At 38.5% G+C, this 25654-nt stretch carries 23 protein-coding genes, 1 other RNA gene and 1 CRISPR repeat array; of the genes, 2 read left to right on the forward strand and 22 right to left on the reverse strand.

Translation table 11 applies throughout. The features are described 5' to 3' along the window. Positions 1 to 153: 153 nt before the first annotated feature. The 15 genes from Q0E19_RS10815 to Q0E19_RS10885 form a co-directional block, all read right to left on the reverse strand. Complete coding sequence (locus Q0E19_RS10815) at positions 154 to 486, reverse strand: nitrous oxide-stimulated promoter family protein (protein WP_294409537.1); 333 nt, start codon at positions 484 to 486, stop codon at positions 154 to 156. After that, a complete protein-coding gene (locus Q0E19_RS10820) occupies positions 486 to 2162 on the reverse strand; it encodes an ABC transporter ATP-binding protein (protein WP_294409538.1) in 1677 nt (558 codons plus the stop codon). The genes Q0E19_RS10815 and Q0E19_RS10820 overlap by 1 nt, the downstream gene beginning before the upstream one ends. A gap of 1 nt (position 2163) precedes the next feature. Next, positions 2164 to 3894, reverse strand: a complete 1731-nt coding sequence (locus Q0E19_RS10825; protein ID WP_294409539.1) for an ABC transporter ATP-binding protein/permease — start codon at positions 3892 to 3894, stop codon at positions 2164 to 2166. 20 nt (positions 3895 to 3914) lie between these two features. Beyond that, a complete protein-coding gene (locus tag Q0E19_RS10830; protein WP_365905050.1) occupies positions 3915 to 4583 on the reverse strand; it encodes an ABC transporter ATP-binding protein in 669 nt (222 codons plus the stop codon). Further along, on the reverse strand, positions 4538 to 5326 hold the full coding sequence (locus tag Q0E19_RS10835; protein WP_294409540.1) for a heme-binding Shp domain-containing protein: 789 nt from the start codon (positions 5324 to 5326) through the stop codon (positions 4538 to 4540). Before Q0E19_RS10835 ends, Q0E19_RS10830 begins: the two co-directional genes overlap by 46 nt. A gap of 2 nt (positions 5327 to 5328) precedes the next feature. Continuing rightward, the gene (locus Q0E19_RS10840) at positions 5329 to 7557 is read right to left on the reverse strand and encodes an NEAT domain-containing protein (protein ID WP_294409541.1); all 2229 of its coding nucleotides are present in this window, start codon (positions 7555 to 7557) and stop codon (positions 5329 to 5331) included. A 147-nt stretch (positions 7558 to 7704) separates the two neighbouring features. Beyond that, a complete protein-coding gene (locus Q0E19_RS10845; RefSeq protein ID WP_294409542.1) occupies positions 7705 to 7881 on the reverse strand; it encodes a hypothetical protein in 177 nt (58 codons plus the stop codon). 90 nt (positions 7882 to 7971) lie between these two features. Next, entirely contained in the window at positions 7972 to 8241 is a 270-nt protein-coding gene (locus tag Q0E19_RS10850; RefSeq protein WP_294409543.1) for a hypothetical protein, read from the reverse strand. 20 nt (positions 8242 to 8261) lie between these two features. After that, positions 8262 to 8603, reverse strand: coding sequence for a hypothetical protein (locus Q0E19_RS10855; protein WP_294409545.1), 342 nt, complete (start codon positions 8601 to 8603; stop codon positions 8262 to 8264). 326 nt (positions 8604 to 8929) lie between these two features. Continuing rightward, positions 8930 to 9796 (reverse strand): MarR family winged helix-turn-helix transcriptional regulator, encoded by an 867-nt coding sequence (locus Q0E19_RS10860; RefSeq protein ID WP_294409547.1) that lies wholly within the window; start codon positions 9794 to 9796, stop codon positions 8930 to 8932. A 200-nt stretch (positions 9797 to 9996) separates the two neighbouring features. Further along, positions 9997 to 10170: a hypothetical protein gene (locus Q0E19_RS10865; RefSeq protein WP_294409548.1), complete on the reverse strand. Its 174-nt coding sequence runs from the start codon at positions 10168 to 10170 to the stop codon at positions 9997 to 9999. Then, positions 10164 to 12041, reverse strand: coding sequence for a cation-translocating P-type ATPase (locus tag Q0E19_RS10870; protein ID WP_294409549.1), 1878 nt, complete (start codon positions 12039 to 12041; stop codon positions 10164 to 10166). Before Q0E19_RS10870 ends, Q0E19_RS10865 begins: the two co-directional genes overlap by 7 nt. 172 nt (positions 12042 to 12213) lie before the next feature. Next, on the reverse strand, positions 12214 to 12486 hold the full coding sequence (locus Q0E19_RS10875; protein WP_294409550.1) for a metal-sensing transcriptional repressor: 273 nt from the start codon (positions 12484 to 12486) through the stop codon (positions 12214 to 12216). A gap of 103 nt (positions 12487 to 12589) precedes the next feature. Then, entirely contained in the window at positions 12590 to 14356 is a 1767-nt protein-coding gene (locus Q0E19_RS10880; protein WP_294409551.1) for a hypothetical protein, read from the reverse strand. Positions 14357 to 14552: 196 nt separating this feature from the next. Continuing rightward, positions 14553 to 14735, reverse strand: coding sequence for a hypothetical protein (locus Q0E19_RS10885; protein WP_294409552.1), 183 nt, complete (start codon positions 14733 to 14735; stop codon positions 14553 to 14555). A 227-nt stretch (positions 14736 to 14962) separates the two neighbouring features. Here Q0E19_RS10885 and Q0E19_RS10890 point away from each other — a divergent pair, with 227 nt between their 5' ends. Together Q0E19_RS10890 and Q0E19_RS10895 are read left to right on the forward strand one after the other, a co-directional pair. Continuing rightward, complete coding sequence (locus Q0E19_RS10890; protein WP_294409553.1) at positions 14963 to 16003, forward strand: helix-turn-helix transcriptional regulator; 1041 nt, start codon at positions 14963 to 14965, stop codon at positions 16001 to 16003. Between the two features lie 7 nt (positions 16004 to 16010). Beyond that, positions 16011 to 16418 carry a hypothetical protein gene (locus Q0E19_RS10895; RefSeq protein ID WP_294409554.1) on the forward strand — a complete coding sequence of 136 codons (408 nt, stop codon included), beginning with the start codon at positions 16011 to 16013 and terminating at the stop codon, positions 16416 to 16418. A gap of 210 nt (positions 16419 to 16628) precedes the next feature. Then, a CRISPR array of direct repeats spans positions 16629 to 17127; the repeat unit is 36 nt; unit sequence GTTTTACTACCCTATAAAATTACACTACTCTCAAAC. A 93-nt stretch (positions 17128 to 17220) separates the two neighbouring features. On the opposite strand, the gene csn2 is transcribed toward Q0E19_RS10895, so the two are convergent. The 7 genes from csn2 to smpB form a co-directional block, all read right to left on the reverse strand. Then, the gene (gene csn2 / locus Q0E19_RS10900; protein ID WP_294409555.1) at positions 17221 to 17889 is read right to left on the reverse strand and encodes a type II-A CRISPR-associated protein Csn2; all 669 of its coding nucleotides are present in this window, start codon (positions 17887 to 17889) and stop codon (positions 17221 to 17223) included. Then, the gene (gene cas2 / locus Q0E19_RS10905; RefSeq protein WP_294409556.1) at positions 17886 to 18191 is read right to left on the reverse strand and encodes a CRISPR-associated endonuclease Cas2; all 306 of its coding nucleotides are present in this window, start codon (positions 18189 to 18191) and stop codon (positions 17886 to 17888) included. Before cas2 ends, csn2 begins: the two co-directional genes overlap by 4 nt. Positions 18192 to 18209: 18 nt before the next feature. Further along, the gene (gene cas1 / locus Q0E19_RS10910; RefSeq protein ID WP_294409557.1) at positions 18210 to 19088 is read right to left on the reverse strand and encodes a type II CRISPR-associated endonuclease Cas1; all 879 of its coding nucleotides are present in this window, start codon (positions 19086 to 19088) and stop codon (positions 18210 to 18212) included. Then, complete coding sequence (cas9, locus tag Q0E19_RS10915) at positions 19085 to 23224, reverse strand: type II CRISPR RNA-guided endonuclease Cas9 (RefSeq protein WP_365905047.1); 4140 nt, start codon at positions 23222 to 23224, stop codon at positions 19085 to 19087. The genes cas1 and cas9 overlap by 4 nt, the downstream gene beginning before the upstream one ends. 169 nt (positions 23225 to 23393) lie before the next feature. Further along, positions 23394 to 24377, reverse strand: a complete 984-nt coding sequence (locus Q0E19_RS10920; protein WP_294409558.1) for a WYL domain-containing protein — start codon at positions 24375 to 24377, stop codon at positions 23394 to 23396. 276 nt (positions 24378 to 24653) lie between these two features. Then, positions 24654 to 25014: a transfer-messenger RNA gene (ssrA, locus tag Q0E19_RS10925) on the reverse strand. A gap of 12 nt (positions 25015 to 25026) precedes the next feature. Beyond that, complete coding sequence (smpB, locus tag Q0E19_RS10930; protein ID WP_294409559.1) at positions 25027 to 25497, reverse strand: SsrA-binding protein SmpB; 471 nt, start codon at positions 25495 to 25497, stop codon at positions 25027 to 25029. Between the last annotated feature and the right edge of the window lie 157 nt (positions 25498 to 25654).

Here is a 25654-nt window from a genome sequence, read left to right on the forward strand (position 1 = left end):
AGGTGTTTTGTCCCAAATATTCTATTTGATTTTTTATGCGGGGTAAATGCCAATATCGCTTAAGTTGTTGGCATTGTATTGGCAGCACGATACCTATACTTCCAAGGGCAAGGCATATACAGCCGACTGCTATAAGAATTGCTTTTTTAGGATTCATCTTTTCTCCGATCTGTGTTTTTCTTTCTGACTTTCGATAATATGCCGCACTGCTGATACTGGGTGATATAACATCATTCGAGGACCTGAAAACCGTATGACTTCCTTTATTTTTTCACGCATTTCAGGCTTATAGCAATGTACCTGACAGTTTGAGCAAAAGGTCTTTGTTTCCATAAATGGACACTTGTCGCTGCGCATACAGGCATATTCGGCAAGTGCCTTGCATTCGTCACATAATGTCTTGTTTTTATGCTTTTTCTTGCAGTACAGCTGGATCATTTGTGTGACTATAATTTTTTCACGCTGTCTTTTTGAGGCAACATTCATCAGTTTATCTCCGTTTTGGTATATTTCGATTTTTCTGCTGAGAATATCTTGTCACATATTTTCACAGTTGATATGCGGTGCGAAACTATGGCAACGGTTTTTCCTTCACTTTCTTCCTTGAGTGCTTTAAGTATGACAGCCTCGTTCAGACTGTCAAGATTGCTGGTAGGCTCGTCCAACAGCATAAAAGGCGCATTGTGAAGAAACGCTCTTGCAAGACCGATACGCTGCTTTTCGCCGCCTGAAAGAGTATCCCCAAGCTCGCCCACATTTGTCTGATATCCATTCGGGAGCGACATAATAAAGTCGTGTACAGACGCTTTTTTGCAGGCTGAAACGATCTCTTCATAGGTTGCGTCAAGCTTTGCTATGCGAATGTTGCTTTCAATGCTGTCGTGAAAAAGCTGGGTTTCCTGAGTAACAAAGCTTTCACTTTCACGCAGGCTTGCGGTGTTGATATTGTCTATATTTTCATCTGATATCAATATCCTGCCGCTGTCGGTCTGCCAGAATCGCATAAGAAGTTTGAGCAGAGTAGACTTGCCGCAGCCGCTTTTTCCGATGATGCCTGTAATTTTGTTCTGTTTAAAATCAATACTCAAATCATCAAGTATAACTTCATTTCCATAAGAGAAGGTCACATTTTCAGCCTTTGCGCCGCTGAACGAAATATCACAGCCGTCTGTTATTTCTTCCGTAACAGGAGTTTCATCAAGGATATCAAGAACTCTGTTTCCCGACGCAAGTGTGTTCTGGAGAGTTGAACCGAGGTTGGCGAGAGCGACAACAGGTCCGAAACTGGACATAATCGCTATAACAGGAATTACCACTCCGCTGAGTTCAACTGCTCCGCTGTTATAAAGTCCGATAGCGGCAAACAGCATTATGAGATCAAATATCAGTATTGCAGAATTTGTTATTGCGGCATTAAAACCTGTATTTTCAGACATTTTCTGCTGTTTCTTTGACAGTTCATCTGTACGCTCTTTAAGCTTTGATATCCTGTCATCTCCGCAGCCGTACTGTATCTCTTCATCAAGTCCTCTGAGGCTTTCAAGGACATAGCCCGAAAGTTCGCCCGAACCCGCTCTGAACTGATCTCCCAGACTGCCGCTGCGTTTTGAGATGATAACAGGAACACATACCCCGACAACAATATATGCCGCCGCAGATATCAGTCCAAGTATCGAACTGAACGAACCGATAAAAAGGCTCATTATAACTGACATTATCACAGCTATGCATATCGGCGAGATAGTGTGTGCGTAAAAAACTTCAAGCAGTTCTATATCAGAGGTTATGACTGATATAAGATCACCCCTGTCCCTGACCTCCAGTTTAGCGGGGCAAAGCTTGCGCAGAGCTTTGAAAACATGGTCACGAATGATTGCAAGAAGTTTAAAGGCAATGAAATGATTGCAGGACTGCTCGCCGTATTTCAGCACCGCTCTCAGAACAGCCAGCACAAGCACTAAAACAAATATGGCTTTAAGGCTGATAAATTCATAGATATCCAGCACATCGAACATTGCATATCCGCCGAGGATAGTTATAAATTCCGCACAGAGAAATCCCAGAACACCCATTGATACCGCCGCTGTCATATAAAGTGAAAGAGGTTTTACAAGACCGATAAGGCGGAACATGATATTTATATCCGAATGTTTTCTATTCATATCAGTTCACCGCCTTTCCGAAGTTTTCAAGTGTCTGCTGAGCGTTCCACAGTTTTGAATAAAGTCCGTTTTTTTGTACTAATTCTGAATGTGTACCGCACTCCGACACTATGCCGTTTTCCATTGCATATATCACATCTGCGTTTACAGTATTGGCAAGTCGGTGTGATATAACAATTACCGTTTTGTTCTTTGCAAGCTGATATATCTGCTCCATAATGTCGTTTTCGCTTTCAACATCTATATTGCTGGTAGCCTCATCAAAAATATAGACAGGTGAATCATGCAGCAGCGCTCTCGCCAAGGCAATACGCTGTTTCTGTCCGCCGGACAGATTTGACGCATTTTCAGATATCTTCGTTTCAAGTCCATTTTCCGACATAAGGAAGTCTGATATCTTTGTCCTTTTCAGCACGTTCCACAATTCTTCATCTGACGCATCGGGTTTTCCCATAAGAAGATTTTCTCTGACAGTTCCCTTGAAAAGCAGGCTGTTATGAGAGATATAGGTTATGTTTTTCATAATGCTTTGTTCGGAAATTTCTGAAAGCTCGTTATCTCCGATACTCACCGAGCCTTTATAATTTTTATTTCTGCCCATAAGGATAGCCGCTATGGTGGATTTTCCGCAGCCGCTTTCACCGCATATGGCGGTAAGCTTATTATGACCTATCGCCATATCAAAGCCGTGGAGTACCTCCCTGCTTTCATCATAGGAAAATCTCAGATCTTTTATTCTGATATCGCAGTTTTCAGAAATGCTGCCTGTTTTCTCTGTCGGTTCGGGGAGGTCAAGTATCCTGAACATTTTATCGCTTGCAGCCATACCGTTCATTGCCACATGAAAAAAACTGCCAAGCCTGCGCATTGGTATGAAAAAGTCTGCCGAAAGCATTATTATTGCAAAGCAGCCTGCAAAATTTATTGCTCCGCTTTTTAACTCCGACGCTGCAAGTATAACGCCAAGAGCCGCTCCGCCATAGGCAATAAGATCCATTACCGTAACTGAGTTCAGCTGCATTGTCAGAACTTTCATTGTTATTTTACGGAACTTCTCAGACTCTTCATTCATCTGCTGATTTTTATATTCGTCAGCCTGATATATTTTCAAAGTAGTAAGTCCCTGTAAATTTTCAAGGAAGGTATCACCAAGCTTTGTGTACTGTCCCCAGTATTTTGAGAGCAGTTTTTTTGCTATTTTCTGTACTCCCATTATAGTTGCAGGGATAAGCGGAACGCATATGATCAGCACCAAAGCGGCTTTAAAGCTGACGAAAGAAAGTATCACAAACAAAGTCACCGGCGCAAGGAGCGCATAGAAAAACTGCGGCAGATATTGTCCGAAATATGTTTCAAGCTGATCCACACCCTCTACTGTGACCTGAACGACCTCTGAGGTGCTGACCTGTTCACGGTATGAACTGCCCAGTTTAAAAAGCTTTGCAAAGATCATTTCCCTCAGCTTTTTCTTTACTGTCTTTGAGGCAAGATAGCTGAATTTTTCCTGAAATTCTGAACAGACAAAGCGCACTATGAGCGAAACTGCACCTGCAGTCAGCGCAAAAACATAATCCGCCGTTCCAGCCTTTTTCTCTGCCATTTTTCCCAGCATCTCAGCTATGGCAAAAATCATCACCGCATTGGATATCATACCGATCCACTGAGCGGCAATATTGCCTGCTATGTATTTTTTACTGTCGCCCATTTCGGCGATCAGACGTTTTTTTATCATTCTTTTTTCTCCTCTATAATTTATACAGGCAGCACGAAAGGCTTTCCGTTCACCGATGAAATGCTGAGATCAACATCATACACAGATCTTATCAGATCGGGCGTGATTATCTTTTCGGGTTCGCCCTGAGCGGTTATCCTGCCGTCTTTCATTGCAACGATCTCATCTGAGTAATATAGTGACTGGTTTATATCATGGAGTACCATTATAATAGTCATACCGTATTCTTCATTGAGCTTACGCACAAGTCTGAGTATCTGAAGCTGATAGCGTATGTCAAGATATGTGGTCGGTTCGTCAAGAAACAGTATCTTTGTATCCTGAGCAAGAGCCATTGCTATCCACACACGCTGCTTTTGTCCGCCAGAAAGCTGTGATACGGCTTTATCCTTTATTTTTTCGGTGTTGGTTATCTCCAACGCACGTTTTATCTTCTCCTCGTCCTCAGCGGTGTCTGAAAGGCTGCCGAAACTGTGATGAGGTGTTCTTCCGAAAGCCACAAGCTTTTCTACGGAGATATCCGCAGGTGCGGTATTGTACTGATGAACTATTGCCACCTGCTTTGCAAAATCTTTCAGACGTATCTGGGAAACTTCCGTTTTGTCAAGAAGTATCTGACCGCTCTGAACTTTCAGATTTTTGGTTATAAGATTAAAAAGGGTGGATTTTCCGCAGCCGTTTGCGCCGATAAGGGTAGCTGTGAAGACGGATCAGCCTGTGATGATGATACTGTGCTTGATGGATCTACTGCTGAACTTGAGGCAGATGTTGATTTTTTTGTTGTGGCAGCAGCATTTGTAGTCGTCTGAGCAGTTGTGGTCTGCTGCTGTGGAGCTTCTGTCTGAACAGGCTCGTTATCCTGCGGCTGTTCAGGTTCGGACGGCTGTCTTACTTCCACCGATGTTACAAAATCACCGCTGCCCTCACGGATATTATCAAAATCAATATAGAATATTACGTCACGTCCCATAGGAACAACATAAAATGTACAGCTGACTATACAGTTTTCATTCGGTATCTGAAAGCGGAAATCACTTTCATTTGTATCGTAATTTTCTTTCATAAGGTCGGCAGAAACATCATAGAAATCGCTGTTTCCGTCATTCTGTACCTTGAACTGCGGATTTTCAATATTATCCATAAGTGCAAGCCTTACGGTGGCAAACATATTTCCGTCGGGGTCTACCTCGATAAGTGACTCTGTCCTTAACGCTCCCTCGGTCATAGACTGTCCGAGGACTTCGTTGTTTGAACCGCCGCTGTCTTCAATATTGCCTGTGACAGGGTGACGATAGTGCGGATGTGCGTCCGCCTCATATATATTGTTATCCAGCGCATTTGCAGAAATAGCAGTAATGCCTGTCATAAAGACAAGCATTACCGCCGTTATACTGCAAAGCAGAACTGATAACCGCTTTACAGGATTATTCAAAATTATCTGTCCTTTCTTTTCTTTGTGAAAACAAGCACTGCTCCGCTGAGAACTGCAAGAAGTCCTGCCTTTGTTGCTGCGCCGGTAGTCGGGTCAGCGTTTGAAGAACCGTTTACAGCGTTTGTCTTTGAATCAGCTGATGAGCTTGAAGAGCTGTTCTTGTTGTCTGACTTGTTGTCGGAAGTGCCTGTTTTCTTATCCTCGATAAGATACTGACCTGCTTCCTTAGCTGAGAAAGTGAACATTCCGTCTGCTGTTGTGCCTGAGATAAGTGTTTTCTTTCCGTCAGCAATTCTGTAAACAACAGGGTTTGCGTAATCGGACGGTACCGGGATAGATACGGATATCTTTCCGTTCGGCTTAGCCTCGTTTCCGTCAGAACCCTTGAATGCTATATCATAAAGGTGGAACTTGTCTGCCTCGTAGGAGATAAGCTGCGTTGCTGAATCGAAATCATTTCCGCTTGTTATCTCTGTTACTTCGGCAGTTGTACCCTCGGCGAAAACGCCCTTGTCAGCGTGTATCTTAACGCCTGTTTTATCATCTGTATAGTCAAGCGCAGGTGACTGCTCCTCTGGGTCTTCGATCTCGATATCCTTATCAGTCTTTGTGAGAGTTGACCAGTCTATCTGCATAAGAACGTCCTGTGTACCTGTGCCGTCTGAGATAGCCTCCATGATAGGAACGAATACCTGCAGCGGAACGAACTTCTCCCCTGCCTTATCAACAAGCTTGAATTTCAGCAGCTGCGGATAAGGTGTATCGGCTGTGTTGTACTGGTCAACAACATCATATGTAGAAAGCACTTCGGCAGGAATAATATCACCCTGAGGTATGCCGTACTCGTTGTATGTATAACCCTTGTCATAGTAATAAAGGTTCTGGAGATAGCCGAACTGATTGTAGATCGCAAGTCCCTTAAACTGGACAGTTATATAATATTCGCCGTTTACGACTTCAAGCTGAACAGTGTGGTTGATACCCTCGTTGGACATTGAGAAGCTTTCTCTGTCGGTCTTTATCATCTGAGCGTAAAGCTGATATTTGCCGTCAGGGAGGTTATTTATATCGAGTTCAGGCTCTGACTGTTTCTTTTCAAGAGCGTCAATAGTTGACTGGAGTTCGCTTACTGCGCTGTCAACCTCTTCCTGAGTTGCTCTGCTGTTGGCAAGAACAGTTCTTGCGCTTGCAAGGGCATTCTTCATAGTTGTGAATGTGGAAGTTGTGTAATCATCTTCATTGAATCCCTCAGCCTGAGCAACAAGTGCCTCCAGCTTGGTCATATCAGCAGGCTCGAAATCAGGATCTTCTATCGGATCAGGATCAGGAGTTTCGTCGGATATCTTCTTTGCCTCGTCATAGTAAATTGTGAAGATACCATTTCTTGTGGCATCGCCTGTGTTGCCCATGATAGCGTCCATTGCGGAAACTCTGAACTTAGCTTTGAACTGTCCTGCATCGTTTGGAAGCTCAATATAAGCTGTCTTTGGATAGTAGTTATTTGTACCTTGATTGAGTTCATCAGTAAAATAAGAACCGTCCTCATTCTTGTAATATGAGGTGTAGTTTACTTCTCTCCAATCGCCGTTTACTTGATTCCACATCTGAATAACATAACCAAAAAGGTCGTTTTCCACAACAGGATTAAAGTTAAGTTCAAGACGTTTCTTGCCGTTTTTAACTACCAGCTTTGCAGTTGAACCTACGCAGCTTTGTGCCATTGAAGTTGATGAAGGGCTGGAAACATTGAATATTGCGATTGGAACTTCGTATGTTCCGTCCTCAAGTGTTTCGCCTGTTGTATCTGCGCTTTTGCTGTCATAGAAACCGATACAATCTTCAAGTGAAAGCTTGCCAATAAACATATATTTGTCACCAACGATATATCCGTTATATCCTGTTGTATCTTCTGCTCCAAACATTTGCCAATCCCAAGCATCATAATCTGGTATATACTTAGTGCGGAATATTCCAAGACCACGCTTGTTCATCGTCTCAGTAACAGGAAATTCCATAACAAGAGTTCCAAGATCAGTAACAAGCTGACCATTATCAACTACATAATACTGTCTGTAAGACATTGTATTATAAATGTTCTCACAATGAGAAAGCATTGACTTATAAGCGTCGCTGTCCTCTGCAATTTCAGTTGACATAAGAGCAGCATTTTTTGAAACATACTTAGTTGTTGTAAGAATAGAAACGCCTGTTGTAGGATCAGTAAGTGTCACGGGAGAAACAGCAAAATCAAGTTTGAATAGTTCATTCAAATTTGAAATGGAAGGTACATATTTCCACTCTCCATCAACTTTCTTACGTTTATAAACGTTTAATTCAGCAGTAATGGAACTACCATTAATCACCTCATCAATAGAATCTTAGACTACGGTAAACGTCTTATCGTCACTTATGTTAATAGCGTTTCCGTCTTTGTCAAGAAGTCTTATACCAATCAATTTATCATTGCTTTGGTTCTTAGCAGCGTCACAATCAAAGTAATATGTAACATACAGCTTTCCGTCTTTCGCCTTAGCATGAGCCGTTGTTTTCTTCAAACCTTTTATAAAATAACCACCGCCAGTCAACAGTTCCTCATAGTTATAGGAAACTTCCTGATCAAAGTCGCTGAAAAGATTTTCAGGTAACTAATAAGCATGATCAAGATCAAGATCAAGAACGCCATTAACACCAATACCGCTTTCTGTTTCACCATCTTTTTTATATAAAAGAGAATTAAGATAAACAGTATATGTATCAGCATTTACATCAAATGAAAAAGCTAGTTTCTTAACGCCTGTCTTTTCTACATCGATTTTCTCAAACAAATCGTCATAATCGTGAGTGATCTGTTTATCGTTAAATAGGCTGTTTTCAAGATCAAAATCTTCGGGGAGCAAACCCAAAGCATAGCCCAAATTAGTAGAGGTAACCGAACTTATCTTATCATCTGTAATTCTTTCTGCAAAAAAGGTGTAAAATCGTCACCCTTATAGCTAGAAAGATCACAATCAATAGTTATTCTATATTTACCATTTTCAACTTTGAGCTTAGCTCTTGAAACAAAAATAGGATTATTCGCTTTGACCGTCTTTTTAACGTCATTATACTGTGTAACACTCACATAATACTCTCCGTCAGCGAGCTTATCCGAATTTTCAGCAGAAGCTGTTACTGTGCTTACTGTTGGCAGAAATCCTGCCGCATTTGCTGCACCAACGCTTGCCGCCATTGTCAGCGCAAGGCAAGCAGCTGCGATCTTCTTTGAATTACAATTCATAAATTTTCCTTCTTCTAAAAATGTAGCCTCATACAGCAAGTTTGCTTTGACTAACCAATGCACTAAAAAATCGGTTAGTAATCTCTAACCAAAAGAAATTATAACTGTTCCAGTAGGAAAAGTCAATAAATTTTCGCAAAAAAATCGCCCTTAAAAAATTTAAGTTTCGCATACCGCAACAAAAATCCGCAAAATACAGGATTTTGCGGATTTTTAGTTAATATTTAATTTCTAATCTGTTAAATCAGCGGCTTTTAAAAAGTGTTGTTGCGCTGCCTGCAACAAGCAAATTCAATTTCTGCGTTTTGCACAAAATTCCGACATTTTTAAATCAATGCATTGTTACTTATGGTCACATTCATCATCGCAACGCTGACAGGCATATGGATTTTTCCCGCAGAACACATCATCCGGAGCAAAATTTCTCCATTTATCTCGCTCCTTATGCCGTTATCCTTGCAGGTAAACTGCACACAGCTCAGTGGGATATAATAACATTCTCCGTCAAAATCTGCATTTTTGAACCTGTTGTCCTTAAAATAGCACAGATTCACAGCATGACCTTTTTTCTCTGTTTTGTCAAGCATTGACAGATGTTTCATCTCCACAGGTCTGAGAAGAAGGCTGCCCTCGCCGTTTATAACAACTATCTCGCATGGCTTTTCAAAGCCGTTCTGCGCCATTGAAATGGTGTCCCTTATGCTCTGACAGTTCTTTATATCGCCGACTTTTGTCATTTTAAAGTCCGCCCTTATCCTTGCGTTGCCGACCTTAATGCTAAAATCCCTGCCCGAAAATCCGCCGCTGCCTTTGAACATACTGATTATTTTGTACAGCTCATAGCTCGATTTAAAGCTTTTATAAACAGGATCTTCGTCATCGTAACTCATGGCAGCCTTGAAAACAACATCTTCGGAAACCTCCCTGCCTGTCATAAGATAGACATATCTCGCAATTTCGATTTTCTCCTTATAATTTTTCACAGCACGTCTGCCGTCCCCTGTAAGGAATGGCCGTCTGACATTTTCTCGGTTGATATAGCCGATCTCGGCAAACCTGCTCACCGCCCTGCTGACAACATATTTTGTCACGCCAAGCTGCTGAGCGATCTTTGTCACGCTGGGTGCTTCCTCCTCCCCGTTATCAAAGGCGATAAGCACCCTCATATAAACGATATTTTCCGATTTATCCATTTTCGATCCCCGCTTTGCAAAATTAAAGCTTGTTACCCAGTTAGTTTAATCTAACTTATATCCATTAAATATGGAACGCTTTCCACGTTCCGAACAAACATTATTATAGCATCGGGCAGAATTTTTGTCAACAGGATAAACAGAATAATATCAAAAAGCACACAGCGGTAAAAATTCGCTGTGTGCCAAAACTTCAAAACTTATTTCAAAGCTGATATCAGAATTATCACAGAGATAACCGCTACCGCTGCGCCGACACAGGATATTGTGCCGTATATCTTCTTTGAGTCATTTTCCTTATCTGTGGCAAGATAGTAAATTCCTGCACCCAATACCAGAACGCCGATTATTATTCCTAAAATACCTACTACCATTTTTTTGACCTCCATTTTAAAAGTAATGCTGAATTAATGATGACCATAACTGAACCGCAGTTGTGTACCAATGCGCCTATGACAGGGTTCAGAACTGCCGTTATTGCAAAGATTATCGCAACGAAGTTTAGCAGCATAGAGAACGTCAGATTTATTTTTATTGTAGTCATCATTCGTTTTGAAATTGCTATAAGGTGCGGAAGTTCCTTTACCTCATCATCAACAAGGGCAATGTCTGCTGCGTCAACTGCAATGTCGCTTCCCACTCCGCCCATTGCTATGCCAACATCAGATTTTTTCAGCGCAGGAGCGTCGTTTATGCCGTCGCCTATCATAGCGGCTGAACCGTTTTTCTGAAGTGCTGATATGGTGTTCAGCTTATCCTCAGGCAGACAGTTCGCCTTTACCTCGCTTATGCCCAGCTGGTCGGCAATGGTCTTTGCGGAATTTTCATTGTCGCCAGTAAGCAGGACAGGTTCGACTCCGATAGATTTTAGGTTTGCTATCATTGCTCTGCTTTCTTCTCTTACTGTATCAGAAAGTACAAGAAAACCTGCTGATACGCCGTCTATTGCTGTATAGATCACGGTGCAACCATTTGAAATGAACTTCTGCGCTTTTTCACCTATTTCTGCCGAAACATCTGCTCCGTTTTCTCTTAGGAATTTCAGATTGCCCGAAATCACGCTTTTTCCATTTACCTTTGCAGAAACGCCTTTTCCTGTATGCATACTGAAATCCTCACACTCAGGTATGCTGATATCTGCCGCCTTTGCACATCTTACAACAGCTTTTCCCAAAGGATGTTCTGAATAGCTTTCAGCTGCGGCGGTCAATGAAAACAACTCGTCTTTGCTCATACCCACAGGCAGGATATCCGTGACTTCAGGTTTTCCGTATGTAAGTGTTCCTGTTTTATCGAAACATATCTTATTGACCTTTGCAAGTCTTTCAAGTGCGTCACCCTCACGGACAAGAAATCCGTGCTTTGTAACATTTCCGATACCTGCCATAATAGCAGTAGGTGTGGCAAGCACAAGTGAACATGGACAGAAAACAACGAGTATAGTTACCGCTCTGATTATCTCTCCCGAAATTGCCCATGTTAGAGCGGCGGCGGTCAAGGCTATAACAACTATCCACGTTGCCCACCTGTCTGCAAGTCCAACTATCTTTGCTTTGCCTGCGTCAGCAGACTGAACAAGCTTAATCATACGCTGAATGGAAGAGTCCTCGCCGACTTTTGTGGCTCTCATTTCAAAAGCGCCGAACTGATTTACAGTACCCGATGATACCTCATCTCCTGCGCCTTTATCAACAGGCAGTGACTCGCCCGTCATAACAGCTTGATTGACGCTGGTTTCACCGCTTATGATAATGCCGTCAACGGCTATCGTTTCACCGGGCAGCACACGGAGAACATCGCCTATTTTAACCTGTTCCGCAGGCACTATCTTTTCAGTTCCGTCAACAATTATTCTCGCTGTCTGAGGGGTAAGATGCACAAGCTTTTCTATGCCCGCTCTTGCCTTTGCTACCGTAAGATCCTCCAGCAGTCCGCCAAGCTGCATGATGAATGCGACCTCGCCGGCGGCGAAATCTTCACCAATGCATACCGACGCTATGAGCGCAAGTGACACAAGCACATCGGCTTTTATATCGAACTCTGTCACAAGACCTATGACCGCTTCGAGAACTATCGGCAGACCGCAAAGTATTATCGCCGTCCACGCAATATCGAATGGCAGGATATCCTTTGGTACAGCCAAGCTGATAATAAGGGAAATTCCCGAAATGACAAGAAAGGCAATGTCTTTCTTTGTACCGCCGATCTCAAGAAGTTCCTCAAGTTTCCCCATGAGTTTCTTCATTTTTCATTCCTCCTGTATTAAATATACATATAGGGGTATATGTAGTATGCTTGTATTATACCATAGGGGGTATAGGTTGTCAAGAGGGTAAAAAAATAAAAAACAAAGAAAGGCAACAAAAAAATCAGCCGAAATTTATCCGACTGATTCAAAAATACTTATAAAAAGCTTTTTACTGCATATTTGCAAATCTCTCAATAGCTTTTGTAAAATTCTTTATTTCCTCGCTGTCGCCACGTTCAACAGCGTCCTTTATGCAATGATTGATATGACCTTCAAGAACGATCTGCCCTGCCTTATTAAGAGCAGACTTAGCCGCATTTATCTGAGATAAAACATCTTCACAAGGCACATCTTCATCTATCATTCTGTCAATAGCATTGACCTGTCCGATGATCTTTTTAAGTCTTCTGTGCAGGTTATCAGCATCCATACATTGTTTCATTTGATACTTCTCCTTTTCTGTACTAATAGGGGTATATGTTGTTGAAAATTATAACAGAAAAATCCGAAATTGTCAAGTTTGCGTCTTGCCTGCAAAGCAGAGGTCATTTCAGCACTGCATAATTATAAGTCACATCATCGCCCGAAACATTGCCGATAATGAACCAGTTGTTCTCTTTTTTCTCCTCAGAGAATTTTACGAACTGGTCTTCCTTTGCGGTAAATACTACGCTGTCCTCATCGGTTTTGGTGTTCAAAGCATGAAGTTCTGTATTATCATTACAGGTATAGAGGATAAAATCACCGTTTATCATAACTGTTGATTTCTTTCTCGATTCGTCTGATGTACCCTTAGCGTCTACCGTTTTCTCTTCCTTTGTGGACTTATTTACATAATGAAGTTTCTCATCAGAAGAAACATATGCAAAATATTCACTGTCTGTCTTATTGTCAAAATCATAAACTGCAGCTCCGTCAGGAATATCAAAAAGCTCAAAATCACTGCTTGAGATATACTGCTTTTTATCCTTGATTATATATGCATAATCATCGCAGGCAATGCCCTTGCTGCCTGTATACTTGGTATACACCTGAGCATTCTCCAGCTTTTCTCCTGTCTTTACATTCATTATATAGCCAGAACCATTGAGAAAAGTTTCATCATTATAATAACCGACAGCTAAACCGTTCACGTTCTGTGTAACAGTACCTGCCACATAGGGGGTATAAGCTGTGTTATATGAATATCCGCTGTCAGCAACATAATCACTGTCATATGTCAGATCGTTGTTATAGACCAGCCATATACGGCAGCTGTTTGGTGAATCTCCGTCATCATAAAATTCATCATTATTTGAACCGAACAGCTTGAACATAAATTTTCCGTCATATGTATAAGCTGCATCATCTATCCATATCTTATCTTCTGAAACGCTGAAACGTTCATTGGACATTGCCGAAGAGAATACTATCTCGCCATTTTCGTCAACGACTATGTATACATCTGTACCCAGCAAGCCTTTAAGATTTGTTTTGCAAAGATACTTGTCGCCGCAAACTATAACATTGTAAAAAACATCTGAGGCATTTTCTACGGACGGCGTTTCTACACCATTTTCATCTGATATCATTCCCGACGCAGTAAGCTTTTCCGAACTTCCGTCCTGCAAATTTATAACCGTAAAAAAGCTCTTCACGTCGTCGCCTGCTGTATGGATAACAAGCTTTGAGTTACGCTCGTAATCATAAGTATAATCATCGTCAAAACACATTCCCTCAGGAGCTTTTGCCTCCCATGTTACCGAGCCGTCATCAGTATTTATGGCTCTTATCCTCGACTGTGCAAGGCATATCATATCTGTGCCATTGCCTGCCATAAAAGCCTGAAAAACATCACCTGTATCATCAAGTTCGATCGCATGACTACTGCCCGAACGCAGATACATAATGTTTTTATCATTTTCAGGAGTATTTGTAGTACCCATTGAACCATCATCAAAATTAGCAGCATTAAACGTAAAATTATCAAAAGACGAAAAGACATCTCTTGAATCCTCATAAAACACCTTGTAATCGTCAAAGCAATAATATTTTCCATAATGGATACACCCGCTGACAGTATCACTTTCCTCAGCGTAGTGAGATTTTATAAGTTTGAAATCCCCGTCCATTATCTCATACTCAGGCACTTTTGTAAGTTCAGACTCATCAGATTTGCTGTCTTCTTCTCCAGCCTGTGATGAAGCTGAGCTTTTACTGTTTTCCGAGCCGCTTTCTGTATTTCCCGACTGTGAACACGCTGTCATAGAACAAGCAATACAGCCGCACATTACAAGTGCTGTAATTTTTGCGGAAAATTCTTTCAGTTTCATTTTTCTACCTGCTTTCCTTGTCTTCATATTTATAATCCCATAGTGAAAGTTATACGTTATAACTTATGTCATACATTATAACATTCAGAATTAATTTTTACAAGTTATTTCAGGTAATTTAATTTATAAATGTAGAGATAAATTAATCAATCGATTAATTAACCAACAGATTTTGTACTATATTACTATACACAGATCAAAGCTCTATCATGCTGCCAACGTCAATATCGTTATCTCTGAGATACCTGTCTGCATATTTAACACATTTTGTATCATCATTTTCATCTTTCAGCAGCACATCACACATCATCTCGCTGTCCTCAGGAACACCCTCACAGCCATAATCTTCCTCGGTGATATCTATTACGGTATATTTCATATGTAACGACCTTTCGGATAAAATTTATATATCAAATATCTTCTAAAGCGTAGACATTATATCATGATTTTATGTTTATGTCAATTCTTTACTTTGTGAGATGAGATATTTTTTATAACAGCAGGCACTCTTTAAAATAACCAAGTTAAATTTGGTCAAAAATATATTTCTGATTGGTTGAATTGCATTGCAATATTTGCTATAATACCGTTGGGAGTTGATCGAACATGAATACTTTAGGTAATTTTATAAAATGCGCAAGAAAAAATGTAAATCTGTCACAGGAAAAACTCGCTGAAAAAATAAATGTTTCAAAGCAGACTGTTCAAAACTGGGAGTATGGGAAAACATCGATCGAAATGAAACATATCCCCGATCTATCTCATTATCTGATGATACCTGAAGCTGTAATAATCAAAGAAATTGTAAGAGAGCTAGACAATAACAGAAAATATAACTGGCCTGACTTCTTATTTGATGAAGAAAAAAATGAAATAGCCAAGCAGCTTTATTTAGATAGTTACCAGCAGGAATTGTTTGGAATTCTGTATGTTTATGACGCAGAATATTTACAGGACGGGTTTCTTACCACATCAACGTTAAGAGAAGATCTGAAAATAGTGCCGTATGATTTCGTATCGAAAGCAGGCAGTATTAACTTTATAAATGAAGCAGCTGGACTTCAAAAAATTTTTGAGTATGTTAAACCTGAGTTCTTACTGAAATACTTAACGCAACACCCGGATTCAAAATTTGATTTATGTTATCTTAATAAAGAGTGGATCTGTGATTTTATTGATAATGGATATAAACCGTTATCATATATGAGCGATGAAAATTATAGCGTTGAACTTGAAGAAAAAGCATTGCATTTTCCTGTTAATATGGCTGTTTCCAAAATGGTATTGCCTTTTTTGAAGGAAAAAGAACTGCTGATATCTGACAGTAAAAAACCATATGGTCTGCCTGATGATTTTCCCAAAAGTTTGACCTGTTTGTGTCCGTGTAAGGGAAAGCCAATATGTTTTGATAATGTTATATGTGATAAACTAGGATTTGACAATCAATTTAATTTGAACGTTGTCATTAGCACTACTGACAAACCTATGCGCTGTATGTACAAAAACAGATGTGCTATGAACAGTATATATATCAGAGATGTTATGAAAATAAGAATTGAAAAAGCTGAAGATCAAACTGAAAAAGTTTATTTAAGTATAACTGACCTCGGCATTAAATTGTTGGATTGGCTTAATGGAAAGGAATGATATTACTATGAGCAAGAAAAAGAAAATAAAGTATAACAGTATGTATATAGCTTATGTTGCAGCAGGTGAATCAGCAGCGGTATTCATCATCAGAGATGTTTGTCGGTCTATTGATACAACAGGTTTTTGGATCGATATTACCAATAAGTCGGCTTGTAAAAACGAAAATGGTCAATGGAACTTTGATTTCATTGACTGCGAGTTATTCCCTCGTATAACAAAACCTGACTACTCTCACTGTTTTAATGAAAAATACGTTACATGGTTGACCGCACACAATGATATAATTCTTCATAAGAAACAAGGATACAAAGGCAGAAAATATAGAGTCGTTCCTTTGTTGTTATATAACAAAAGCACTGATCCAGATAAACCTGATTGGCAATATACCATTAAATCCGTAAATAAATTATAAAAGGCATACCGTACTTCCTCAACACAATACATAAGCAAATTATATTCATTCAGAGTTTAGAAATCAGGTTAGTCTTTAGATAAAAATATTTGCATTTGAAAACGCTTTTTCATGTCATATTTCGTGGCATATATGTAACAAAAATATGTAACAAACGTGTAAGATATCATACGATCATACCATAAAGTGCCTTTGGATATTGCTTAAATAGTTTTATTACCCTATAAAATTACACTACTCTCAAACCATAGAAAAAGCCATATCTTTAACCGCCTTGTTTTACTACCCTATAAAATTACACTACTCTCAAACATCATTGTCATTGATGATATAGTACCCCTCGGTTTTACTACCCTATAAAATTACACTACTCTCAAACTAACTGGGTTACACTATTATATACTCTTCCAGTTTTACTACCCTATAAAATTACACTACTCTCAAACCTTCGTTCGGCAGCTCTGATATAAGAGCAAGTTTTACTACCCTATAAAATTACACTACTCTCAAACTGTTGATTTTTATTATCATTCATTGCGACAGTTTTACTACCCTATAAAATTACACTACTCTCAAACTGATAAGTCACAAAGTAAGTACACCATTAGTTTTACTACCCTATAAAATTACACTACTCTCAAACGTTTCAAGCATACTATCACCTAATGACTATGTTTTACTACCCTATAAAATTACACTACTCTCAAACCTCAAATTTGAAATAATGACACTACTCATCAGTGCAATTTATATAAGGTTATATTTTTATTATAACATATAAATAACGAATGTCAACAAACAACTATATAACACACATATCTTTATCAATAATTATTGTTTTTGACGTTTTTAGATGTGTATGCTCTACATTTTCAATACATACTGCTGTCATTTTCTTCAGCAATATGTTTTGATACAAAAGCTGTGTTTGTTCGTCTGTAAGATAACTGCGCAGATTGACAAAAAAGAATACTCTTTCACCTTTAAATTTATTTACCGCGGTCATATACTCTATTATTCTTTCATGAAGTTTCAGATCATTTTCAGTAAAACTAACACCAAATGCTTTTAAGATTCCGCTTATATCCTGCGGAGTTTCTATGGTCAGTTCATTGTCGATTTCATCTGAAAGAGTATAGATATACGCAGATACATTTGTCATAAGCTGCTGCGTGAACTGATAATTATTTTCATTTACTGATACATTCTTTAGTTCAGTATATAGTTTATTTATCAGTTCACGCTGATTTATTTCAAAAGGTATTATCTGTGTTATCAATTCGGCATTCTTACGCATATCCAATGGGTGAAAATTCTCTGCAAGAACAAGATCTCCGTTTTCGCCATTAAGCTGATAATGAATATCGCTGATAACACTGCTAAAAATATACTGATTTTCAATTATCAGATTCAATACTTTATCTTCTTCTAATTCACAGAAAAGTCCTGTCTTTGGATATGCTATTGTCATAATATCACCAACCTTTCATCACTGTCGATTATGTCGCTTGTAAAACTTCCTGTTATAAACTCCATTTTTTCAAACTGTTTTTCAGTAACATTAAGTACCTGAACAAGTCCCTCCGGCGGTTTATTACTTTTTATACTGCTCATAACTGTGTTAGCTGCAGTCTGGTTTATTACCATTTTACAATACACTGACTCCTGCATCATAATAAAACCATTATTAATAAGAAACTTTCTGAATCGATTATAATTTCTTCTGTTTTCAAGAGTGGCAATAGGAAGATCAAAAAATACAAATATCCTCATAAATCTATAACTCATCATTCATCCTTTCAATGAATAAAACAGTATCTTTGAAACATCACTATCATTCAGTGCTTCAAAAATGCTTCTGCAATATACCCTGATTGCATTTACAAGATATTGCTCAGTATTATTTATCATCACCGTTGTATTAAGTATTCCTGCAATATTATGTTTTTCCTCTTTATCAAATTTCACCGGAGAATTTTTATACACCCATCGGTCAACTATTACCCGAAAGGGTTCCATTAGATCACATGAAAGATTAAAATGATTAAACATATTGCTATGAAATAATCCCAGCTGTGTTATATAGCCATGTGCCGTAATTTCCCTGCTCACACAGGATAATATAAGGCTGTAACCATAATTAAGTGCAGCATTTGTAACACAATCACGGCTTCTTGTAAAATCTTTTCCGAACAAAGCATTGAAATAAACTTTTGCTGCATGACCTTCTCTGTTGGTTACATCTCCAAGTTCCAATTCTTCTATATAGCCTTTAAGCATCTGTGATTCAGAATTCTTCTCTGCTTCTTCAAGAAGATCTGCTTGTCTGCGTATCTTTTCTGCCACTATCTCAGTCCATACACAAGCTTTAATGTCATCACTCCACTGAATCTGACGTTTGATTTTCGCCGATGTATCGTAGCTGCCATAATATGATACAAGTTCACAGGAGGGGTTTCGTTTTTCATCGCAGAAAATAACTTTTATCTTTTTTTCTGACAAAGCAGCAATAAGACAGCCAGTAATGGAAACCGCACTATTCTCGATAATGAGGATTGATATTTCATCGAGATTGACCTTTTTTATCTCATCCTCGCTCCTCATTACGAGATAGCCTGTTCTCATATCCAGCTTTGCACGTTTTGAAATAACAACTGTTCTCCAACTCATAGTTCAAGCAAATTTGGCGACTTATGTTCAATAAGTCCTGTCGGTGACTGGTCGATAATGCGAATAGATTTTTTATCTTTTATTTTTGAAATATTTGAATTAAGAGTTATAACGCCTGCCTGTTTACTCTCTTTTATTGTATCTAGATTACACCCTGTGGAACGTCCGGTTTTCATAATCATAAGAATATTTGATAGTGCAATGACCTGTTTTTCTGTATCTAATTCTATAAATTGATCTCTTTTATTTTCTATTTTAGTTCCCAACTTTCTTAAAAATACATCAAACGGCGAAGACAGCATTTTTCTCACAAGTGTATCAAAAGCTATTATATTTTTATCACTGGTAATTCCCGAGTATGAATTAAGCACAAGTTTATTATCAGCTGATTTTTTATTAACATAAGAAGTTATCTTTTTAATATAACATTCCATACCCTTATCTAATATCAATGAACAAGCTGAAGTCAGTACAAGTGTTCTGCCTTTATTTGATTTTTGTACAATATTACATCTGAAGCCATCAATTTCAAGTAAAGTATTTATCTTTATTATTCTATTACCAAATGGGAATTCAACTTCACTTTTTATTATTGATTCTGATAGTATTTCACTCAACTGTTTCGCTGCATATTCCTTGGCAAACTCAATATCATTGGAAAATCTTATGCAGCACATAACTTCAACAGGAATTATCACAATATATTTTTCTTTACACTTTACTACCGCAAAATGTGATGCAGCTGTATTATTATATCCTCCATATTTTGCTGTATCAAGACCAGTTTTTCTAGGAACAAGACCATCTTTTTTACGTTCAGGCTGCTGATTAAATAATCCGCCTTTACGCTTATATGCATACCTCACATACCTTATGCTGTTTTTCGACATCATTTTTCTAACAATTGCAAACGAAGTTTTTGGATCCCATGCAACTTCGCCGTTACGCTCAACTACTCTAGTCATAAGTCCTGATTCCTGACCGTTTAAATTCTTTTTATACATCTTCAAAGAATATTCGTTGTTGTGCTGTACAAAATTAAGAGGATTTTTTGTAAACCTCGTATCATACACATTTCCAAGCACGATATTTAGATATGCATCTTTTGCATGGTGAAGATCATTTATCTCACGGCATTTTATCATATCCATTTCCTGTCTGAATTCAGATGCCAAGTTAGCCTTTACATAAACAATATCTGTATTTGGGAAATACTCTTTCAACAATTCTGCCACAGCCTTTGTGGACTGTCTTGTTTCAACAAGCTGACGGGAAATGAAATCCGAGAGTTCCTCATTTGTAAACTTTTTATTTCTCATCAAACGCTGATATTTTTTATCACTTATCAATCCTTTTTTATGTAACTGAAGCCAGAATCCTGCCATTTCACGACGTATAGTCTGATTTATAGGATAGCTGTCACCCTTTTTGCCATTTTCATTTGTATCGACAAGAACCTTGTTATCCAAGCTGTCATCTTTTATTTTTGCCTGAGGCCATATATGATCGATATTCCATTTAGAGTTGCTCTCGATCTCTTCAAATGGTATGGACTTTCCTGTATACATACATTTGCTAAGCTGCATAAAATACAAAAAGTATTTCTCACTTCTGAGTCTGCCATCATCAACAGAGTCAAGCTTTTCCCTAAGGCCATTCATATTAACGTGCAGTTCGGCGATATCTTTATCACTGAGCTCATTCCAATATTTCAGTATCTTATCTCTTCTTGATTCTGTCCGCTTTCCTTTTGGAGTATCACCGGTGCCTCTTGCCATTTCTATAAATATTTTATCAGGATCTTTACCTTGTATCTTTCTAAGTTCCTTTACTATATCCAATGTTCTTGAAACAGCACGTCTGACAGATGTCGGAATATACATATCCTTTAGTCTTTCACTGATCGTTTTATGATTTTCAGGAAGGTCATAAAATTCCCTGTTTCTTTGTTCAAGACATTCTGCATAGTGATACTTTGAACTTAAGATCTGCATAAGATTATCATTTGTTTCCCACAGCATAGTGATGATATTCTTATCATTTTCTATCTCTCCTGTTTTTGTATTTACAGACAATATTTCTTCTAGGAAATATCTTGACAGCCTGCCATAATCATTATATTTCAGCTTTAATATGTATATTATGTCATCATCGGGCAGCTGTGGATACTGCTCTTTCAGCCATTTTTTCAGACGAATTTTATCATTTGAAACAGTTATTCTTTCAATAATAGCCTCTGCTTCAGCTTCATTGATTATGCCATTTTCCAAAAGACATCTAAAATCACGCTGTGACTTTAACGATGATTTAAGTATGTCATCAACGCCGGTTATCTCATCATCTTTCTCAGCATATCCTTTTGATATCAGAAAATCTTTTATTGCCTTTTTAGTAACTTTGGATCTTGAATTTAAAAACTTTTCCGAATAAATTTCCTGTTTTGCCTTAACTGAAATATCATTACCATTTACTTTAATATTATTTATCTCATTAAGTACATTGAATTTACAATAAAGCAGCGAATATTTCGGCAGCACATCCTGACCTGCCGCATAAGTGCATTTACAAGTCATTCTATTAATAAATTCACTTTCACACTTATCCTCATCGACCATTTTTTCAAAATTCCATGGTGTTATCTGGCCTTCCATACCTGCCTTGCGTTCAAGCCATGCATTTTTATTTTTCTCAGCAGAAACCAGAGGACCTACGTAATAAGGTATTCTGAATTTCATGATCGACAGTATTTTGTCAACTGTTGTACCATACTCATCACGCTCATTAAGGAACGACAGATACGCAGATGCATTTTCAAGTATTTTCTTGAGTTCAGTATAATAAAGCTGATATGGTATAACACGGTTGTCAGATGTGACCTGTTTTGGACATAATACATTTCGCTTACATTTATCAAGCAGTTCCTCAAGACAAGGCTTGTCCCCATCTTCTACATTTATCTTATCAAGATACTTTTTTACAAATTTGCAGAAATCCTCTTGATAACACTTTTTATCATATTTATCTCTTGGCTTATCTGATGATGCATTGTAAACATATCTAACATAGTTAGGCTTATCGCCAATATCTTTAAACATTTCCTTATATTCTTTATTCGTCAGATATGACTTGAATATATTTTTTAGTTTTCTCAAATCATCTTTATGCTCTTCAAATATCTTGACTTTAGCCTCTGAAATATAAGTTTTACCGTCAAGGATATCCACCATAAGTGACCAGTCATAAAGTGCCTTTACACTCAAAAGAACTGAATAATGTGTTTCATCTACCTGTCCTTCAAGGCTTTCAAGCGTTTCATCAAAGTCAGCATTTTTCAAACATACAGAGTCCTTTTCAAGTTCTTTGTACTCATCTCTTTGAAACAGCTTAGACAACTTAACCGAACTACCGCTTAAAAGATCTGCAAGCAGAGCAAAGCTAAGCAACTCATTGTCTTCTTTCTTTGAATTTACACCAAAAATGGTTCTCAATTCTTTTTTCTTAACGTTTACATACTTGTTTTTCAGTATTTTCGCCGTTTCGTCTGCTGATTTATCAAATGGAAGGTTTCCGCACAGTTCTTCAAGAGCTGTGTAGAAATTATCGTATAGCGGTTTGAACTCAGTTATCTTTTCAATGCTGTCCACTGAAACCGGCAGCAAAAAATGGCCTCTGTGAACAAGCAGATATGCACAAGCCAGATACACAAGTCTTACATCATGTGGCTCTTTACTCTCCATAAGTTCACAGATAAGGTGATGTATAGTAGGATAATTTTTAAAATAATCCTTATCTGTATAATCAGGATCATCAAAGAAAATGCTGCTTGCTCTATGTTCTGAATCCTCAGGAAGCAAAGCGCTTTCTTTCAGTCTACGAAAAAATTTTTCATCCTTTTCGCATATTGACTTTGCAAAAAACTCCTGAAGCAGGCATATTCTCTGCTGACGGCGGTTAAGCCTGCGCCTTGCTGTACGGAACGTTCTTCGCTCAGCCGATTGTTTTGCCTCATCAAAAAGATGCACACCCAACATAAGGTTTTTATTATATCTTATAAGTTTATACTCTCCGTTTGTTACAGCCCAGCCCACGGAATCAGTACCTATATCTAATCCCCAAAAAATTTTTCCGTCAAACACTTGACAAACCTCCTTTAATGTGTTAGTATATTGTCATAGGAGTTACTACCCTATAAAATTACACTACGAGTTCAAATAAAATTTTATGAAATCGTTTGGCTTTCTGCCATTCGTCACAGTGTGTGAATCCGATCCTTGTCTTTGACAAGGATCTTTTTGTTTTATGATGTTATAGTGCTGATCTTACCCATTCATCATATTGATGTTTCAGATCTTTCGGCTCATATATTTTCATCTTTGTTGGGAATTGAAGCATCCAACCCCAAAGCGTTGGACTTACCTGAACAAGTACGGTTGCCCTGCACATATCTCCGCTGCGGCGTATACGCACATTGTGACCAAATTTATCATAGATCACTTCCATAAGATCTGCTGAAAACTGAAAAGTAACTTTCCGCTTATCTCCTCCGTACATCTTAAAAGCCTGAATACGGTAGTTATTAATTTGTTCCCATAAATTTAAAGCGTCGCTGCAAATAGTTTCCTCAATAACATTTATGTGATCTATCCTGTCGATCCTAAACACCTTAACATTATTTACATATTTATCTTCATCACGATAGCTAAGCAAATAATAGTTGCCGTCTTCAAGGATCATGCCAAGAGGTTCTTCGTAATAAACCTTTTTATCATGAGCATATACTTTCTCACCGTATTCATTAAGATGAAAATAATGAAATTTTATTTTAACCTTATTTTCCAAAGCATTTTCAATAATTTCAACATTATCGTAAATTGAACTGTTGTTATGTTTTGCTGTTATAAAATGCACTGTATGACGCTTCAACAGTTCAGCCTGATGTTCACTGCTGAGTTTAGCAAGCTTGTCTATCAGGATATCTGTTTTATCTGCAGGAATGAATGCTGCACTTTGAACAGCATCCATAACTATTTTTATTTCAGAAATATTAAAGCGCCGTTCCTTAACATAGTATGTATTATCATGCCATGAACGTCCTTTCAATACTTCATACCCATTAAGCCTTAAAGTTTCAATATCCCGATATATTGAACGCCGCTCACAAGATATATCACATTTTTCAAGTTCACTAATAAGCTGCTGTGTGGTCATCTGATGCTGAGGATCAGTCTTATCATTTAATATTTCCCATATTTTCAAAAGTTTTATCTTTTGTGGGGTATTATGTTCCACGCATACATCTCCTCTTATAGAAAATATTCACAAAAGAATTATAACATTACAATAGATATATGTCAATATCTACAAGTCGCATTAATGTAACTTAAAGCAAATTATTTGTAATTATACACACCTTGGCATATTTAATAATATAAAACGCTAATCTTATCTATGCAGGAGAGGTTATAAAGTAAAAAACGCCTCGTGAAATCAATCACGAAGCGTTGCTATTATTCCGAAAAGTCGAACACCAACAAATAAAATATCGGTGTTCGACTTATGCGCATTTGGTGGAGATGAGGAGAGTCGAACTCCTGTCCGAAAACCCATCCACACGAACTTCTACGAGTGTAGTCTGTTATCTCGGCTTGCGCCTTTTCCCTACGCAGACGGCAAACAGACACGCCTTCTGTTTCGGTAGGTTGCTGTACATCCTGAGGCTACAACCATTGCCGGAGAACGTTCACCACTAGTCGACGCCTTATCCTAAGTCGTGGTAATCAAAGGTAAGACGGGCACTGCACTTAGGCAGCAGCCAGTTCAAAATTATCGTTGTCGTCTAATTTTAAAACGTACGCCGTTTAAAGAGTGTGCGCTCCTCTACTCGCTTATCATGCTTCAAGATCCCCGTCGAAACCTTTACATCCCCATATGGAAAGAATCATCTGTTCATTTCCTTCATGGCTCTTTCGATCTCACGGTTAGCTGCTTTTTTAGCCATATCATCACGCTTGTCATGCAGCTTTTTACCCTTGCAAAGTCCCAGCGCCATTTTCACTCTGCTGCCCTTGAAATAGAGCGAAAGCGGTATGAGCGCAAGTCCTTCCTGCTGTACTTTTCCGAAAAGACGCATTATCTCTTTTTTGTGCAGCAAGAGCCTTCTGACTCTTCTCGGATCACGATTAAAGATATTGCCCTGCTCATATGGAGAAATGTGCATACCTTTTACCCACATCTCACCGTCGTCAACACTGCACCATGAATCCTTAAGGTTTACTCCGCCCTGACGAATAGATTTTACTTCCGTTCCCACAAGCTCAATGCCGCATTCGATAGTTTCAAGCACAAAATAATCATGCCTTGCCTTTCGGTTGTCAGCTATCTGCTTAGTATTTTTCTTATCTGCCGCCAAAGAAGTACACCTCCGATCCTAAAGTTATCCAATCGTAGTAATATATTATACCACACGCATTAAGTATTGTCAAGATTTTTTGTGAAAATTGCAATATAAAATGTCACCAAAGTTCAGAAGGGAGATTTAGTAAAAGTGACGCTTCAAAAGGTGAAAG

The sequence above is a fragment of the uncultured Ruminococcus sp. genome (assembly GCF_934476685.1).
Classification (GTDB): domain Bacteria; phylum Bacillota; class Clostridia; order Oscillospirales; family Ruminococcaceae; genus Hominimerdicola.

What these genes read in the sequence shown, in the direction of transcription:
- Q0E19_RS10815 (WP_294409537.1), bottom strand. Translation starts at nt 486, where the DNA reads ATGAATGTTGCCTCAAAAAGACAGCGTGAAAAAATTATAGTCACACAA.
- Q0E19_RS10820 (WP_294409538.1), bottom strand. Translation starts at nt 2,162, where the DNA reads ATGAATAGAAAACATTCGGATATAAATATCATGTTCCGCCTTATCGGT.
- Q0E19_RS10825 (WP_294409539.1), bottom strand. Translation starts at nt 3,894, where the DNA reads ATGATAAAAAAACGTCTGATCGCCGAAATGGGCGACAGTAAAAAATAC.
- Q0E19_RS10855 (WP_294409545.1), bottom strand. Translation starts at nt 8,603, where the DNA reads ATGAATTGTAATTCAAAGAAGATCGCAGCTGCTTGCCTTGCGCTGACA.
- Q0E19_RS10860 (WP_294409547.1), bottom strand. Translation starts at nt 9,796, where the DNA reads ATGGATAAATCGGAAAATATCGTTTATATGAGGGTGCTTATCGCCTTT.
- Q0E19_RS10865 (WP_294409548.1), bottom strand. Translation starts at nt 10,170, where the DNA reads ATGGTAGTAGGTATTTTAGGAATAATAATCGGCGTTCTGGTATTGGGT.
- Q0E19_RS10870 (WP_294409549.1), bottom strand. Translation starts at nt 12,041, where the DNA reads ATGAAGAAACTCATGGGGAAACTTGAGGAACTTCTTGAGATCGGCGGT.
- Q0E19_RS10875 (WP_294409550.1), bottom strand. Translation starts at nt 12,486, where the DNA reads ATGAAACAATGTATGGATGCTGATAACCTGCACAGAAGACTTAAAAAG.
- Q0E19_RS10880 (WP_294409551.1), bottom strand. Translation starts at nt 14,356, where the DNA reads ATGAAACTGAAAGAATTTTCCGCAAAAATTACAGCACTTGTAATGTGC.
- Q0E19_RS10885 (WP_294409552.1), bottom strand. Translation starts at nt 14,735, where the DNA reads ATGAAATATACCGTAATAGATATCACCGAGGAAGATTATGGCTGTGAG.
- Q0E19_RS10890 (WP_294409553.1), top strand. Translation starts at nt 14,963, where the DNA reads ATGAATACTTTAGGTAATTTTATAAAATGCGCAAGAAAAAATGTAAAT.
- Q0E19_RS10895 (WP_294409554.1), top strand. Translation starts at nt 16,011, where the DNA reads ATGAGCAAGAAAAAGAAAATAAAGTATAACAGTATGTATATAGCTTAT.
- csn2 (WP_294409555.1), bottom strand. Translation starts at nt 17,889, where the DNA reads ATGACAATAGCATATCCAAAGACAGGACTTTTCTGTGAATTAGAAGAA.
- cas2 (WP_294409556.1), bottom strand. Translation starts at nt 18,191, where the DNA reads ATGAGGATATTTGTATTTTTTGATCTTCCTATTGCCACTCTTGAAAAC.
- cas1 (WP_294409557.1), bottom strand. Translation starts at nt 19,088, where the DNA reads ATGAGTTGGAGAACAGTTGTTATTTCAAAACGTGCAAAGCTGGATATG.